Origin of the sequence: Pseudomonas sp. MWU16-30316 (assembly GCF_020515645.1) — a bacterium.
GTDB lineage: Bacteria > Pseudomonadota > Gammaproteobacteria > Pseudomonadales > Pseudomonadaceae > Aquipseudomonas > Aquipseudomonas cerasi.
Genome location: NZ_JAIZAZ010000002.1, coordinates 828946 through 845051, shown reverse-complemented (window position 1 = coordinate 845051; position 16106 = coordinate 828946). Strand labels below are relative to the sequence as shown.

10 protein-coding genes and 3 pseudogenes are annotated in these 16106 nt (G+C 55.0%); 5 read left to right on the top strand and 8 right to left on the bottom strand.

Annotated features, from left to right (window positions below; translation table 11 throughout):
- Positions 1 to 10: 10 nt before the first annotated feature.
- From LCH65_RS10750 to LCH65_RS10715, 8 genes are all read right to left on the bottom strand, one after another.
- Entirely contained in the window at positions 11 to 1912 is a 1902-nt protein-coding gene (locus LCH65_RS10750) for an ABC transporter ATP-binding protein (protein WP_226439440.1), read from the bottom strand.
- The gene (locus LCH65_RS10745; RefSeq protein WP_226439439.1) at positions 1909 to 2781 is read right to left on the bottom strand and encodes an ABC transporter permease; all 873 of its coding nucleotides are present in this window, start codon (positions 2779 to 2781) and stop codon (positions 1909 to 1911) included. The genes LCH65_RS10750 and LCH65_RS10745 overlap by 4 nt, the downstream gene beginning before the upstream one ends.
- Positions 2778 to 3719: an ABC transporter permease gene (locus tag LCH65_RS10740; RefSeq protein WP_226439438.1), complete on the bottom strand. Its 942-nt coding sequence runs from the start codon at positions 3717 to 3719 to the stop codon at positions 2778 to 2780. Before LCH65_RS10740 ends, LCH65_RS10745 begins: the two co-directional genes overlap by 4 nt.
- Positions 3716 to 5116 carry an NAD(P)/FAD-dependent oxidoreductase gene (locus LCH65_RS10735; protein ID WP_226439437.1) on the bottom strand — a complete coding sequence of 467 codons (1401 nt, stop codon included), beginning with the start codon at positions 5114 to 5116 and terminating at the stop codon, positions 3716 to 3718. Before LCH65_RS10735 ends, LCH65_RS10740 begins: the two co-directional genes overlap by 4 nt.
- A complete protein-coding gene (locus LCH65_RS10730) occupies positions 5113 to 5409 on the bottom strand; it encodes a (2Fe-2S)-binding protein (protein WP_226439436.1) in 297 nt (98 codons plus the stop codon). The genes LCH65_RS10735 and LCH65_RS10730 overlap by 4 nt, the downstream gene beginning before the upstream one ends.
- Positions 5390 to 6517, bottom strand: a complete 1128-nt coding sequence (locus LCH65_RS10725; protein ID WP_226439435.1) for an FAD-dependent oxidoreductase — start codon at positions 6515 to 6517, stop codon at positions 5390 to 5392. Before LCH65_RS10725 ends, LCH65_RS10730 begins: the two co-directional genes overlap by 20 nt.
- Positions 6518 to 8098 (bottom strand): ABC transporter substrate-binding protein, encoded by a 1581-nt coding sequence (locus LCH65_RS10720; RefSeq protein ID WP_226439434.1) that lies wholly within the window; start codon positions 8096 to 8098, stop codon positions 6518 to 6520.
- A gap of 561 nt (positions 8099 to 8659) precedes the next feature.
- Complete coding sequence (locus LCH65_RS10715; RefSeq protein WP_226439433.1) at positions 8660 to 10003, bottom strand: OprD family outer membrane porin; 1344 nt, start codon at positions 10001 to 10003, stop codon at positions 8660 to 8662.
- Between the two features lie 293 nt (positions 10004 to 10296).
- Between LCH65_RS10715 and LCH65_RS10710 the strand changes: the two genes are divergently transcribed.
- The 5 genes and pseudogenes from LCH65_RS10710 (at position 10297) to LCH65_RS10690 (ending at position 15817) form a co-directional block, all read left to right on the top strand.
- Complete coding sequence (locus LCH65_RS10710; RefSeq protein WP_226439432.1) at positions 10297 to 11223, top strand: LysR substrate-binding domain-containing protein; 927 nt, start codon at positions 10297 to 10299, stop codon at positions 11221 to 11223.
- Positions 11224 to 11646: 423 nt separating this feature from the next.
- A pseudogene (locus tag LCH65_RS10705) lies at positions 11647 to 12842 on the top strand (IS256 family transposase).
- Between the two features lie 617 nt (positions 12843 to 13459).
- Positions 13460 to 13915, top strand: a pseudogene (locus tag LCH65_RS10700) (integrase); the annotation flags it as partial.
- 217 nt (positions 13916 to 14132) lie between these two features.
- Positions 14133 to 14849 (top strand): hypothetical protein, encoded by a 717-nt coding sequence (locus tag LCH65_RS10695; RefSeq protein ID WP_226439431.1) that lies wholly within the window; start codon positions 14133 to 14135, stop codon positions 14847 to 14849.
- A 595-nt stretch (positions 14850 to 15444) separates the two neighbouring features.
- Positions 15445 to 15817: pseudogene (locus LCH65_RS10690) on the top strand (histone-like nucleoid-structuring protein, MvaT/MvaU family).
- Positions 15818 to 16106 lie beyond the last annotated feature (289 nt).

Here is a 16106-nt window from a genome sequence, read left to right as displayed (position 1 = left end):
GAACATCAATTCACTTCCACTCGTCTCCCGGCTCCATGTAAAAGTGATTGGGCCCGGCCTGATGGTAGGTCCTGACCGCAGGCTCGAAGTCATGTGACTTGTAGGGGGTATGCAGTTCGCGTGGAACCAGGTGTCGAGTCTGACGGCGCGCCGGATCAGGGACCGGGACCGCTTCGAGCAGACGACGGGTGTAAGGGTGTCGCGGATTGCTGAAGACCTCGGCGCGGGGGCCTATTTCGACGATCTCACCCATGTACATGACGGCAACGCGATGGCTGATGCGTTCCACCACGGCCATATCATGGCTGATGAAAACGAACCCCAGTCCCATCTCTTGCTGCAATTCCAACAGCAGATTGACGATCTGAACCTTCACCGATACATCGAGTGCTGAAACCGCTTCATCCGCTACGATCGTTCCAGGCCGCAACGCCAGTGCGCGGGCAATACAAACGCGCTGGCGCTGCCCGCCTGAAAACTCATGGGGCAGGCGCAACACTGCATCGGCCGGCAACCCCACCCTTGCCAGCAAATCCACTGCCGCCTGTTCGCAGTCGCGCGAACTGGCCAGCCCATGCACCCGCAACGGTTCGATGAGTGCCTGCGCAACACTCTGACGTGGATTGAGGCTTGAGTAGGGATCCTGGAAAACCATCTGGATTTTCCTGGCGCGCTCCATCGGGGCGATGCTCCCAATGTCTTGACCCTCGACCTTGATCTGGCCGCCCGTTGCGGATAACAGGCCTGTAATCAGTCGCCCTGTGGTCGACTTACCGCAACCGGACTCGCCGACGATAGCCAGCGTCTCACCACGTCGGAGATTGAAGTTAACGTTCTCTACCGCATGAACACGCCCGGTCACGCGCTTGAAGAAAGACGAACGAACGTCGAAACGCGCGACCAGGTTCGATACTTCCAGCAAGTACGGAGCGTCATGTTGAACGCTGTCGCTGACCTGTGGAACGGGGGCGGTCGCGCCGGTTTTGATGTCATAGATCGGGAACGGCTGGGGAAGATTGTGCGCATTCATGGAGCCCAATTCCGGAACAGCCGCAATCAGCGCCTTGGTATAAGCCTTCTGCGGGCGCGCAAAAATGTCAGCGGTGGCTCCGGTCTCAATCTTGTCACCGCGGTACATCACCAAAGTGCGGTCCGCGATCTCCGCTACAACTCCCATGTCGTGTGTGATGAACACCACTGCCATATGCTCTTGGGTTTGCAGTTCTTTGATCAGTTCCAGTATCTGTGCCTGGATGGTCACATCAAGCGCCGTGGTCGGTTCATCGGCGATGAGTACCGATGGGTTACACGCCAACGCCATCGCGATCATGACGCGTTGACGCATGCCACCCGAAAACTGATGAGGGTAATCGCTGAAACGCTGGTTACTTGCCGGAATTCGGACTCGATCCATCAGGCGCAACACTTCGGCGCGTGCCTCGGCGTGATTCAGTCGGCGATGAAGGAGCAGGGGTTCCGCAATCTGTTCCCCAATGCTCATGACCGGGTTGAGCGAGGTCATCGGTTCCTGAAAAATCATGGCAATCCGATTACCGCGCAGGGTCGCCATTTCAGGTTCTGAAAGGGTCAACAACTCGCTCCCATCCAGACATATACTTCCTTGGACGCGGCTGCTTTTAGGCGACAGAAGTCCCATGACCGCCATCGCTGAAACGCTCTTGCCGGAACCTGACTCGCCGACGATCGCAAGGGTCTCGCCCCGCGCAACGCTGAAATCCAGGCCATTGACGACTGAGGTCCATGCTTCGCCCCGGCGAAACGCTACATTGAGCCCGCTGACCTGCAGAACCGCTTTCTGGCGCCCGGCCGATGCAGTGGCGCTGATAAGAGTGTCATTCATAGGGGGCCGAATGCTCCGAGGGCTGGAGGTGATGATGCTGTGCGTATTCATGAGCGCTCCGATCGTGTTTTGGGATCTATGGCGTCACGTAGCGCATCGCCCAGCAGACTGAGCGCCAGGACCGTCAGTAGAATCGCGATGCTCGGGCAGACCGTCAGCCACCACGCATCCATAATATTTTCAAAGCCTTCACGGATCATGCTGCCCCATGTCGGCGTGGGTGGCGGCGCACCCAGACCAATGAAGCTCAGCGACGCCTCTGTGCGAATCGCGGTCGCCATCCACAGGGCGCCCAGCACGACGACTTCTGAAATCATGTTGGGCAGAATGTGGATACCCATCAGGCGCATCGGCCCGTATCCCAATGAGCGGCCCGCTTCAACAAAATCCCGTTGTTTCAATACAATGGTCGGTGCGCGGGCGACGCGTACGAAAGGCGCAATTTCGGTGATGGCGATCGCGATGATCAGGTTTTCCAGACTAGCCCCTAACATGGCAGCCACCATCAGGCCGAGGAGCAAGGTCGGAAATGAAAGCAACACGTCAACCAGCCCCATAATGAACCGGTCCAGTACCCCGCCTATATAGCCTGCGAGAACACCCAGTGCAGAGCCGATGATCATGGCAATCATGACCGCCACGAAACCGACAAGCAGTGACACACGTGCGCCATAAATCAGTCGTGACAGGACATCCCGTCCATAACTGTCTGTGCCCAACCAGAACTCTGCGGACGGAGGCTCAAGTCGATAAGCAATGTTCTGCTGCAAAGGATCGTAGGGCGCCAACAGCGGCGCAAACACGGCAATCAATATGATCAGTAACAGCAATCCGATACCGATCCATGCCATTCGATTGGTAGCCAAGGCCTGCCAAAGCCCATTCGGCCTGGCGGCTAATGGTACGGCTAAAGAGGTCATTTGAATTTCACTCGAGGATCAACCAACCCATAGACAAGGTCGGTCAAGATGTTGACGACAATGACACAGCAGGCAAACACCACCATCAAACCCTGGAGCAAGCTGTAATCACGAGTATTTAATGCGCCAAGAATCAACTTACCCAGCCCTGGTCGGTTAAACACAATCTCAGTCAGTACAGAGTTACCAATCAACGTACCGAAATATAATCCGACCACTGTCACGATGGGGATCAGTGCATTGCGCAAGCCGTGCCGCAAGACCAGGCGCATCGCGGGGACACCTTTGGCTTTGGCCGTTCGTATGTAGTCTTCACCCATGACACCCAACATAGATGAACGGGTAACGCGCATCACATAAGCCGTCATGATCAGGCCAAGGTTGAACGCCGGCAGTGCCAACGCATGCGACTGCGCCAGCCATCCCCCATCTACGGCACTGCCTATCACCGGGAACCACCGAAGATGAATGGCAAACACCAGCAACATCAGAATCGCTGATACAAACGCTGGAAATGACAATCCCACCAGCGACAGCACTCGGCCTAGGTAATCCGGCCAAGCGTTACGCCGCAGTGCCGCCCAGACGCCCAAAGGCAAGCCCAGGATCAGCCCAATCACAATCGACGCCAACGTCAGTTGCAGCGTCCAGGGAAGCACCAGGGCCACTTCTTGCGCCACGGTCCGGCCGCTGGACATGGATACACCGAAGTTGCCAGACAACATATCGCCAAGAAAATGCACGTATTGAATGTAAATCGGTTGATCCAGGCCGAGTTGAGTGCGCATAGCACTCAGTGACTCGGCGCTGGCCTGATCGCCGAGCATCACCGTTGCCGGATCGCCCGGGACCAAGCGCACCAATACAAACACCGCCGTCAACATGGCAATCAACGTAGGTATGGCTAGTAGGAGTCGTTTGATCGCAAATTGCATCATGACTTATCCTCATCGATATTAAGCGACGCCAACTCACCGAGCGTCAGCGGCTTCAACGGTGGGCGAATACGAAAATACCCCACTGTCGCAACAGACTGTTTTTGTTCCGCTGCAATGATGTTCGCGACCGTGTATCCGCACTGGCGGCCCTGACAGGGCCCCATGCCCGCCCGGGTAAACGCCTTGAGTTGATTGGGGCCAGGCAAAGCGATCGCAGCGGCCTTGCGAATATCGCCTGCGGTCAGCTCCTCACAGCGACACACAATGGTGTCGTTGGATGGCGCGAGAATGCTTGCCCGAGGTGGATACAACGCATCAAGCATTGGCCGCAAACGCAGTAACGAATCCAGCTTGTCGAGAAGTTTTGTTTTCCTGGCGTTCGCTGCGTCTGCAGTGATACGTCCGGCACGCATGCCAATGCCCAGCGCAACAATTTCACCCCGTACACACGCCGCTTTCGCACCGCCTATTCCCGCGCCATCACCGGCCACATAAATACCGGATTCGGTCGTTTGGCCCCACTCGTCAAGGTCAGGCGAGAGGCACGACTGTTGCTCGCTCCAACTATGTTTACAGCCCGACGCCTGCGTAATGTGGATGGAGGGCACAATGCCCTCGTGGGACAGCAGCACACTCGCCTCGACACGAACCGACTTACCGTCGGACTGGACGTATTCCAATGCCTCAAGGCGTCCTTCACCCAGCGCTCGCAGGGCAGTCGCTCCGCGCACCCGGCGAACGCCGGCGCTTCTGATTTCATATAACCATTTAAGGCCCTTGCCGATTTCCTTCAGGTCGGCCAGCGCTGCACCCGCCCAAGGTAATGCGCGGCGCCATCCACCCGGGGGCGAAGTATCAATCCACCCGGCGATACTCCCTCCTGCACGCAATAGCTGCGCCATATACAAGAGTGGCAGCGGACCGCAGCCGACCACCCACACAGGTTGTGAAGGCACCTGGCTTGAGGTCTTCAACAGGATCTGGGCTGCGCCGACGGTCAACACGCCCGGCAGCGTCCAACCAGGAAACGGCGCCGGTCGCTCTTGAGCGCCGGTGGCCAATACAACCTGTTCAGCACGCACCGCCTCGACCTGCCCGTCGCGCTTAAGGAACACCCTCCACGTTGGCTCAATCTTCCAGACCTGCGTCTGTGGTTCATAAACCGCGCCGCATCCTCGAAATCGCGCGACGAGCTCGGTACCGGCGCGGTACTCATTACCAAGAATCGCACCTGTCGGGGTGGGCGCAACGGCTTCGACTGCGCGCCAGATTTGTCCTCCCGGTGCAGGTTGCTCATCGACCACCAAAACGCCAAGGCCAAGCTCGCGCATGCCGATCGCCGCGCTCATGCCGGCGGGACCGGCACCGATCACGACCACATCAAATTTACGCGTCATGCCGTCACGCTCCGCCGACCATATTGGCGTTCCACCTGCATGCCCTCTTGCACTGTCACCAGACAGGATTGCGTGGAGGCGACACCATCGATGACCGCGAGGCAATCGAAGCAAACGCCCATCATGCAATAGGGTGCCCGTGGGGTGCCCTGCACCGGAGTTGTGCGGCTAGCCAGCGCTTCCTGCCGCAACAGCACAGCGGCGACCGACTCGCCTTCAGCCGCTGCAACGGGTTTGCCGTCAATAAACAGCGTCAACGTAGCGGCTGGCGACTCAGGCAGTCTTTTGAACATTGAAACGCCCATGATGAAAGATCTCCAAAGAGGCAGGCAGTACCCCGTCAACCAGCGCCTTGGCGTAGGCGCCCGCATGAAAGGGAGCCAAGGTCACGCCGGAATGGCATAGCGCGATATCCGCGCCTGGATGGCTGATAGATTTCGCATAGACAGGATTGCCGTCCGGTGTCATGACCCGCAGGCAGGACCATTGGCGGACCAACTTCGCTTTCGCCAGATCCGGAACAATCCTCAGGGCTTTGCGCACCATGCGCGCGGCACCCTCAGCAGTCGTGGCCAGGTCGAACCCAACGTCTTCCTGGGTGACACCGATCATGACCGTCCCTTCGCCTGTTTGACGCAGGCCGCTTGCGGGAACGGGCAGCAATGGGGCGATTCGCTCGGTCACCAGGATTTGCCCCCGCTGGGGACGCAATGGCACATCTAGCCCCACCATCGGCCCAAGCGCTGACGATCCGAGACCCGCCGCAATCACCACACGCTCAGCGCGCGCGCGGAGCGTCCCGGCCACCACTTCGAATCCGCCACCCGGCAGTTTGTGAATGGCCTTCACGGCCTGATTGCTGCGCAGTGTCCCTCCCCTTTGCAGGAATGCCTTGTGCATCGCCGCCATCACCCGAAGAGGGTTCGCTTGTCCATCCAGTTCACCAAAACTAGCGCCTGCCACCTCCTTTCCCAAACGCAGCGAGGGGAAGCGCCGGTTGAGCTCGGCCCGATCCAGCATTTGAGTTGTGGGGGCAAGCTCCGGGGTCTGGGCGTGCCATCTGGCAATGTGATGCGTGCGGGCGTAGAACTCATCCTCGCTCAGGCAGAAGTTCAATCCTCCGTTACACTCATACGCCAACTCCATGCCACTTTCCGCCTCAAGCTGCATGACGAACTGTGGCCAATCTCTTGCCGCCTGAAGTGACATGCGCTGGTAAGCAGGGTGACCGAAGCCTTTACCATGGGCCCATACCAAACCAAAGTTGGCCTTCGCTGCACGAAAATCCGTATCCGCCCCATCCAGCATGAGCACCCGGCGACTCATTCCGGCTAACCCATACCCAATGGCGGCACCGACCATTCCGCCGCCAGCGACGATCACGTCATATTCGAAGGACATTTAGCGCCCACTCCCGGTAACCGTCGTGAGTTCAGTAATCGGCGGTTGCAGGTTCAGCGCACCCTTCAAGTCGTAGCCGTAGTTCACGCGATCACTGTGCGCCCAAACTTGCTTCAGGCCAAACAGGGGGATGGCGCAAACATCGTCGTGAATCTGCGACTGGGCCTGCTTCCACAGGGCTAGTTGCTCCTGCGGATTGGCTTCAACGCGAGCTTTACGAATGGCCTCGTCAGCCACCGAACAGTGACCGAAGTTGGACATCGCTCCAGGAGCGCCAATCGAAGCCGAGGAGTCATAGAACTCGGTCAGCCAGTAATCGGCATTTGGAAACCGCGCAGCGCCGTAAAAGACAATCGCACTCTGATCCTGGCGACTCTTGGCTTGATAGGTCGCATGGTCGACGACTTCCATGTCCAGCTTGATTCCGACCTTGGCCAACTGCGCCTGGACGACTTCCATGATGGGTTGCTGGGCAGGCGCGTTGGATACCACCACTTTAAGAACAATGCCGCTCGCAAAGCCCGCCTCCGCCAACAGTTTTTTTGCGCGTTCCATATCGTATTTATAGCCATCCGAAGCGCAGTCCACACCGAGGTAGCCATTGGGTATGACCGAGCAGCCTTTGTCCGCTACATCCTTGCCCACATAGCGCACGATTTCGTCCAGGTTGACGGCGGCGGCAATTGCCTGGCGCACTTTCAGGTTGTCCAACGGCTTGATCGCTCGATTTAGGAACAGCGTTCGAAATTCGCCGGGTTCAAATACATCGACCTTCATGCCACGACTTCTTGCGCGCTCAACCCAACGTTGCTCACGTTTACCAGCGGTAAGGTCCAACTCGTTCGACGTAAACGCGAGATCCCGAGCACTATCTGAAGGAATCATCCGATAAGTGATCCCGCCGATTTTGGGCTTGCCCAGGAAATAGGCGTCGTTGGCTACCAGCTTTACGTATTGCTGAGTGACATGCTCACCGAATACGAACGGTCCGGTGCCAATGGGCGATTGGCCAAACTTGTCGCCCAATTTTTCCGCTGCGGCTTTGCTGATGATATTGCCGCCGTGATAGTTAGATACGCGACCAAGGAATGCTGCATCTGGGTACTTCAGGGTGATTTGCACCGTGTAGTCGTCCAACGATTCAACCTTGTCGATGATGGCGAAGTTAGCTGCGAAGCTTGAACGGCTAGGATCTCCGGCGCGCTGGATCGAATACACGACATCGGCCGCTTTTAGTTCGCCGTAGCCGCCATGAAACTGAACGCCTTTGCGCAGGTGAAACGTCCAGATCCGGTTATCCGCTGACGCCTCCCACTTCTCAGCCAGGTCGGCCTGCAATTCCTTGGGGTCGGCGCTTCCTGGCGGGAAACGAACCAAACCATTGAACAGTTCGGACACGACCCCTTTATCCCCCAACAATGTCGCACGGTGTGGATCGAGCGTAGTGATGTCAGAAGCGCCCGAGCTGACGGCGATAAGAGAACGGGCATCGTCCTGGGCGAACACCGCAGGACTTGAACCATACAACGCAAGCAGGACTGCTAATGCACTCGAACGAATCGTCAAACGATGAGATGTCATCGAAAGGCTCCTTGAATATTGATAAGACCACATCAGGACTTTCCGATGACTGCGTGGATAGCTTAGATAGCGATCAACTATTCCACGTACCGCAGCATCGTTAGCCTTACACCATGTTATTTTGCAATGCCCGGGCCATAGATATTTAACCTACTGATTAATAAGCATTTTTAATTTAGTATTACCGAAATATAAAGCCTAATGATATGAAAGCATGCTTAAATGCTATGTAGTTGCAATCCTATGGCTGAAAGCTTGCCCGACGGCGGTGCGCTTGCTACCCAATGTAGTGCAAAGCCTCTGCTACCGACCTTGATTCGCTACCTGAGGTAACACTCCGAAGCAGGTTGCGATGGATCAGATTCCGCCCCGCTGATACAGATGACCATGTGTCGAAATGCCGCCTTGCAGTAGTCGAACAGCGAATTTAATGGTGTGAAAACACAACAGCCCCGGACAATGACACACAGTGATGTGCCAATGTCCGAGGCTGGAGCCCTGCATTGCGAAGTTAGTTAAATTAAAAAATCAGCGTTACACTAGATGGATATCTTTTGCGCACTACCAAAGTGCATAGGTGTAATTTATATAGAACCGGGTTTGATCCTGATCCTTCACGATGGTCTCTGGAAGGTCAGTCCTGAAGTTTGCGCGACGCAGCGAGAAGTTCAAGTTCTTGAAAGGCCCACTCTGCAGGGTATAGTCCAACCGGACGCCCCGCTCCCACTCATCATAACGTCCAGTGGTTGCGTTACCCGTGCCGCGCACGTCTCGACCGCTCGCATAGTAGATGGACGGCTTTAAACCGGGCACTCCAAGTCCGGCAAAGTCATAGCTGTACATGCCGAACGTAGTGTTTTCGCCTGCCCTGGCAAAGCTGTTGATTGTCAGGTCGGTGTACAAATAAATACTGGCGCCCCCCTCACCCTCGTTACGCCCGCGGCCATCCACAACGTTGGCATTGTTAACGTACGCCATACCACCACTGTCGCTGACTCGCTGATGTCCCAACGTGAAAACGTTCCCGCCCAGAGTATAGATGAAGGCAGCAGACCACGTGTCATTGTCCACCTTACCTAAGCCGCCGGCGTTGTAGCCATTCTTGTATTGGTAGTTTACGTCGCTACCGTTTTTTCCATCTGATTTGCTACTGAAGTACCGTAAGTCTGTCTTGAAGGTTTGATTGGGTGCTATTTGGAAAACATGAAGCAAGCCAAAGAAATTCTGGCGATAGTAGTCTTCGAGTTGTGAATGGTAGTACTGCAGCGTGAGGTCCTTCGTCACCTTCCAGTCGGCGCCTGCGAACCGGAAGCTGTCAGAGCCCTTCCGACCACCCGCAGCGATGCCAGACCAGTTAGAGGATGCTCGCCCGATGACTCGATTCAGTTCACCGACTGTCAGAGTAACGTTATCAATCTCATCCGAGGTCAGAATGGCACCCTGAAAAGCGGTTGGTACAAGACGACTATCGTTCGCCACCAGAATCGGCAAATTAGGCGACAGCGCGTTACCTACGTTCAACTGGGTCCTAGAGTATTTGACCTTGGCGTTAGCGCCCACACGACCCCACGCACCAACGGGTGTGCCATCCGTATCAAGGGGAGAAACTGTGTTAGTCGTCGTAGTCCCGTGCGGTGAAGTGCCACCGCCCAGGGTAAAGCCCTGAACCCCTTGCAGATCTAAACCAAAGCCTACTGCTCCTTGAGTGAAGCCGGACAGAAAATCAAACTTGAGACCGGTGACCGTTTGGCGCTGATCAATACCGCCAGGGTCACGCTGATCGCTATCAAAATACAGAGTACGGGAACTGATGGAGGCTTTACTGTCTTCAATGAAGCCGGCGGCACTGACGTGTTGGGCAAGAATGCCCGTGGCAACAGCTAATGCCAGGGTGCTCTTTTTCAATTGTTATCGCTCCTATGTAAATTATTTTTTTAACGTGCTCCAGAGCAAGGCCTCAATGTGTCGCTACGCCACCATATCGAACCCTTGAGCCGAAACACCCGTATTGCTATGGCATCCACACCTCTATCAGTGTTAAATCTAATGAGGTTTGGTCCATACGATGCTTTTTAGCAATAGGGGTGCCATAGGTATTTATGCCATTGATTTATAAGCATTAATTATTTACAAAAACAGATTTAAATGTCGATATACTATTAGCCTATGTTGCAATGCTATTTACAAGGGAGAGATTTGTGGAAAATCGAATCACACTGCGTCACCTTGAGGCGTTTCGAGCCATCATGGTGCGAAAAACTGTTACGGGCGCAGCAGAGATGCTTGAAGTCACACAACCCGTCGTGACGCGCCTTATCGCCGACCTGGAAGACCGAATTTCTATTTCTCTCTTTACCCGTATCAAAGGGCGTTTGTTGCCTACGCCAGAGGCGGCAATTCTATTCAAGGATGTCGAGCAATCCCTGATTGGCATTGAGCGCATTGCGAATGCCGCATCCAACATCAAAACGTTGAAACTCGGTCGCCTTGAGATTGCTGCGGCACCTAGCATGGCGCTGTCTTTTTTGCCCAAGGCCATTGCGAGCTTCACGCTTGAGCATTCAGATGCTGTCGTTTCCATGCATATGCACAGTTCGGCAACAGTGCTGAATATGGTTCAGCAGGACCGATGTGATTTAGGTTTCGCAATGTTCCCTATGAGGGCCACACGACTCGGGAACAGTGAGACGCTGGTGACAGCGAAAATGGTAGGAGTGGTTCCCGTAAATCACCCGCTAGCGCGTAAGCGTGTATTGCACCCGGAAGATTTCGAAGGCGAGCGCTATATTTCGCTTCTCCCCCTAATGGAGATACGAATGAAAATTGACTCTCTTATGCTATCATATGGAGTGAAACGAAGGATAAGTGCCGAAACGCAAACAACCATAGCAATACTAAAATTAGCCGAGGCAGGATTAGGAGTATCGATTGTCGACCCATTGACAGCCAGTGGCTACACGGGAAACTTGCTAAAGTTTATTCCATTTGAGCCTGCAATCATAAATGACTACTCAATAGTAATCTCGCAGCGAAACTCATCCACGCTTATTTTAAAACCCTTCATAGATCATGCTCGACGAGAAATACGAAACATGGTTCCTGCCAATCTGATTGTCCGAGCCTAGTTCAAACTCTTAACTCCCAGAGCGAATCAATTTTTCGCATGCGCAAATCAAACACGAAGCTAGCTGCTACCTTCTCACTAGAGAGAACTACAACTCTGCTTTCCACAGACCGTCAAGGCTTTGGCATCGGAGATAGGCGTACAGCATGTTGCCCTATAATGAACCAGGTGATGATACTCGGAAAAAACCATCGTACCCCATCGAAAAATGGAGACATAGCTAAACCAATTTTCCAAATCATACTCGGCTTTTGAGTTGGCAAACAAATGTAGACACTGCAATTATGCTCCATCACAGATCGTGTCCCCGGAAGTGGTGTAACTGAACCAACCAAAGGCGCCCCGATGGCGAAAGAGGATGGTCATCGTGGTTCTTGGCTACTGTTGAGTTTGCGAAGAACAAACACTCACCAGAGAAACCACGATGACCAAGCCCACTATGGCATTGACCGAGTTGGTTGAGAAAGGGACAGACGCTGATCTGCTCAAGCAAATGATCCAGTTCGTCGCCCAGCGGATGATGGAATTCGACGTCGAAAGCCTGTGTGGCGCCGGCTTCGACGTCAAAAGTCTTGACCGTACAAACAGTCACAACGGTTACCGCGACCGCCTGTGGCAAACCCGTGCCGGCGACGTTGATCTGAAGATCCCCAAACTGCGCCAAGGCAGTTAACTTCCCAGGGTTCCTAGAGCCGCACAGAACCGCCGAGAAGGCAATGGCGGCAGTGATTCAGGAAGCCTATATACAGGGCGTTTCCACGCGCTCAGTCGACGAGCTGGTCAAGGCCATGGGCATGACCGGCATCTCGAAAAGCCAAGTATCCAGGCTCGCGGGCGAGATCGATGAACGCGTCAATGCGTTCCTGGATCGACCCCTTGAGGGCGACTGGCCGTACCTCTGGATCGACGCCACCTACGTTAAAGTGCGTGAGGCAGGCCGTATCGTTTCGATCGCGGTAATAATCGCCGTGGCTGTGAGCACCAATGGCGGTCGGGAAGTTCTGGGCATGCGGGTAGGACCTTCGGAGGCTGAACCGTTCTGGACGGACTTCCTGCGCAGTCTGATGCGTCGCGGTTTGCGCGGGTAAAGCTGGTGATCTATGACGATCACGAAGGCTTCAAGACGGCTGTCGCCAAGGTCTTCCACACGACCTGGCAGCACTGCCGGGTGCATTTCATGCGCATCGCGATGGCCCACGTCGGCAAGGGTCAGCGCAGCATGGTGGCGGCGTTGTTGCGCACAGTCTTCGCTCAGGACAGTCACGTTGAATGCCACCAACAATGGCGTCTGGTGGCCGTCAGTTGCGTGAAAAATATCCGAAAATCGCCGTGCTAATGGACGGCTGCGAGGATGAAGTACTGGCTCACATGGCCTTCCCGAAGGCGCACCGCCAGCAGCTACACAGCACCAACCCGCTGGAGCGGCTGAACGCCGAGATCAAGCGCCGCACCGATGTCGTGGGCATCTTTCCCAACGATCCGGCAATTACGAGGCTGGTCAGGGCGATGCTGCTGGGGCAGAACGACGAATGGTGCCTGCAAAGGCGCTACATGCGGTTGGAGGCCTTCGAGGCGGTCAGCGATAATCCGCAGGCCAAGCTGTCGGCCGTGATCAACTAAACGGCAAACTCAGTGGCCAGAGCCGTGATGAGTTACACCACTTCCTGGGACACGATCCCATCACAACAGATGGGCTATTAATCAGTCACATATTAAAATAACATCAAGTTATTGGAAAATGGCATAGATTGTCGAATCCAGATCTGAAACCAGTTATCAACCATTAGACAAACCCTTAATAATAATTTTCTTGTTACTTTGAACCCACTCAAAAATAAACTGTCTGCAAAAAATGCTCTGTAGGCTGCCGTCATATGAATTCTTGAACAACACAGGCTACAAGGGCCCATTTCCAAATTCAAAATAGGCTCTCGATAAGAAATATACGAAAACAACATCGAGCAATAGGTAAATGGAATGACCTCGCAACGCTAAAAACCCGAGTAAACAGCCACTGCCATCAGCTAGGTTGGTATACAGGTATTCGGCGAGAGGCCTATCCAATAGGAATGGAGGTCCATCGCTATCATGTCCTTTTATGCTTTTAATCCGCATTCCAAAACCTTCTATCGCCCAATCGACGCAGCATTGCGTTGGTGCAATCTCATCCATTACGAAGCACAGATAGTCCAAGCAACATGGTCACGTCCCGAAGAGCTTACCTCCCTATTTCCGCAATGGCCCTTTCAAACTTTGCGTTGAAGCAATTTCAGCAGTTACGTGACGAAACGGGATATACCGATTTTTGCTTTCCCGGCAACGCCGGTAATAATCATGTCGACACGAAAACGGTTAGCAAGCTTATTGGTGACCGTCAATGTCGTTTCAAAAAGCGTAAAAAGCCTCCTGTGGGGCGGCACCACGACGATTCATTAGTGCTCTCCGGTGGCGCGAAGGGCGAATGGACTCCCCATGACCTGCGTCGTACTGGTGCTACTACAATGCAAATGCTCGGTGTGCATCTTGAGATCATCGACCGCTGCCAAAACCATGTGCTCAGTGGGTCAAAAGTACGGCGACATTGTCTCCACCATGATTATGAGCACGAAAAGACACATGGTTGGAGGCTACTTGGCGACTATCTGGATTCGGTGTTGCAAACTGGTGGAACAACCAGTAACTCCAACCAATGATGGGTGCGCCAATACCATCCTAAGCGGCTGATTTCAATCAAATAATCTTAGGCTACGATAATCCACTAGCTTTTTTTCCGATCCTTGCCGAGGTCGTCCCTCAGTTCTTCATGCGCGGCTGGTTGCGGTCGTGGATTCGACCGATAGACAGACTGGGCTTATCGTATTCGGGGGATGGAACCGCAGACCATGTCCATCATCCTCCTAGTCTAGAACATTGGCTTCCCTGCCGGTTGCGGGCCACCTGGGCAATATCTTAAGCTATCGCGGTCAGTATCTGCGCCGCTTGGATGGCGTTCACGGTGATCGTCGCACCGGGCGCGAGAAATTCCTCGCGATCGAGCGTGTAGCCGAGCAGATACTCGTCCGGCTCGACCTGGCCACCGGTGTACTGGGCTACACCAATCCTGCCAATGGCCGCTGCGTTCTCAATACCCAATGCAACCTGGCGGCTGATGCCGGCATCTCGGCGCCGGTGCTGTGCCGTCTGCTCAAGACGCTGGATGAAGCCGGCTACGTTTACCATCGCATCGAGCGCGTGCGCCCGGATGAAAAAGACGAAAACGGTTTGCACTTGCTGCATAGCCGTACCCTGGTGCGGTTCACCAAACTGTCCTGGAAGGACCTAGGCCTGGCCTACGTATATGAACGCGTACAGAAGTCGGCCAAGAAGCGTCGCGAGGCGCAGCTGCGCGACATTGGTCAGATGCGCCTGGCTGAAATGGAGAAGCACTCCCTGGAGCTCAAGCATCGCGAGATGTCTCGCCAGCGCTGGCAGGCAAAGGAAGCGCGTGAAGCAGCCGAAGCCCAGGGCATGAAACCTGACGATCGATCGTCGCCGCCTGAACGCAGTGGCGCACCCAAGGCCGCTGGAGCCGTGCTCGGCGCGTTGGATCGCTTGGCCAGCTCGATGAAGGCCCGCAAGGCCAAGTAATACCTACCTTTAGCCTTTCTGCCTGTAAAAAATGCATCCACCTGCCCGGAGGCCTCGTCACGCCTGGGATTTATGGGGCATTTGGGCCTGAGCCCCGCTCGCGTGAAAGCGGGGCTGAGCGTTCAGAAGCCGTCAATTTCCAGCCACGGGCCCGCCGTTCGATACGCGCGCGCCGGCGGCGCCAAGAGCTTTTGGATTAGGTAGAATTTTATACCCCATTCAGTTACCCCTCCGGGTAATAACAGGGCTTTACGAGGTGAAACACCTCATACAACAGTAATACCCACGCATTTCGTGCCTACGGCACGGCGTGGAAGCGGCGCACACCCGAGCGAGCAAAAGCCCGTCTAAGCAGCGCAGGGCGATGAAGCCGCCCTGCGGGCCTACGGCCACCCTACGGGCGCTAAGACCCGGATAAATCGCCCAAGGGGCTCAACCGGGCGCGTGCGCGCGGGCTTGCATTATCGATGGCGACTGAACAACCGTCTTGTGCCTTCGGTGAAGGCATGCGTTTTGGCCACTTCCGCGTTGTGCCTATCCACCCTGCGAATAAGCGGCCTGCTTATACTGATCACTCCACTATCTGAGGTGCTGTATGTCCCGTCTTGCCGAATTTCGTCACCTGGAACTAGAACTGTCCCCGGCAAATGGCTGAGCTCGAGAAGCTGAAAAGCGATGAGGGCCTCAAGCGCGAAATCGAGTTCGAAACCAAACTGCGCGACCTGCTGGCCGAGTACAACTTCAGCCTGAAAAACATCATCACGCTGCTTGATCCACAGTCCGCCTCCCGTGGGATACAGAAGCAGCCTGAGCAGAAACCAAAACAGACGCGCCGACTGCGCAGCATGAAAGTCTATAAAAATCCGCACAGCGGTGAGTTCGTGCAGACCAAGGGCGGGAACCACAAGACCTTGAAAAGCTGGGAGGCTGAGTACGGGGCCCAGAAAGTTGATTCCTGGTTGCAGTGAATGCTCGAACAGGATCGCCAGGGGTTCAGGGCAACATTGGAAGAACCACGCAGCATCGGTGAATGTAATGAATGTCCCCTACCTTCCCCTGGCGCACTGGAACCGCTTATGGGAATTCGAGGACTTCGCGGTCGGTGCAGGACCTGCGGCAATCTCCAGCCGGCCTCCAAACTCCGCAGCCCTTTCATGCATCATTTGGACTGCAAGGCCCGCAGACCTGTGCAGCAGTATTTGCTGCGCGAGCAGCATCAGATATTTCAAGAAAAGGCACGGCTGGGATTCTATGAGG

Coding starts and splice junctions, on each gene's coding strand:
- LCH65_RS10750 (WP_226439440.1), bottom strand. CDS start 1,912: ATGAATACGCACAGCATCATCACCTCCAGCCCTCGGAGCATTCGGCCC.
- LCH65_RS10745 (WP_226439439.1), bottom strand. CDS start 2,781: ATGACCTCTTTAGCCGTACCATTAGCCGCCAGGCCGAATGGGCTTTGG.
- LCH65_RS10740 (WP_226439438.1), bottom strand. CDS start 3,719: ATGATGCAATTTGCGATCAAACGACTCCTACTAGCCATACCTACGTTG.
- LCH65_RS10735 (WP_226439437.1), bottom strand. CDS start 5,116: ATGACGCGTAAATTTGATGTGGTCGTGATCGGTGCCGGTCCCGCCGGC.
- LCH65_RS10730 (WP_226439436.1), bottom strand. CDS start 5,409: ATGTTCAAAAGACTGCCTGAGTCGCCAGCCGCTACGTTGACGCTGTTT.
- LCH65_RS10725 (WP_226439435.1), bottom strand. CDS start 6,517: ATGTCCTTCGAATATGACGTGATCGTCGCTGGCGGCGGAATGGTCGGT.
- LCH65_RS10720 (WP_226439434.1), bottom strand. CDS start 8,098: ATGACATCTCATCGTTTGACGATTCGTTCGAGTGCATTAGCAGTCCTG.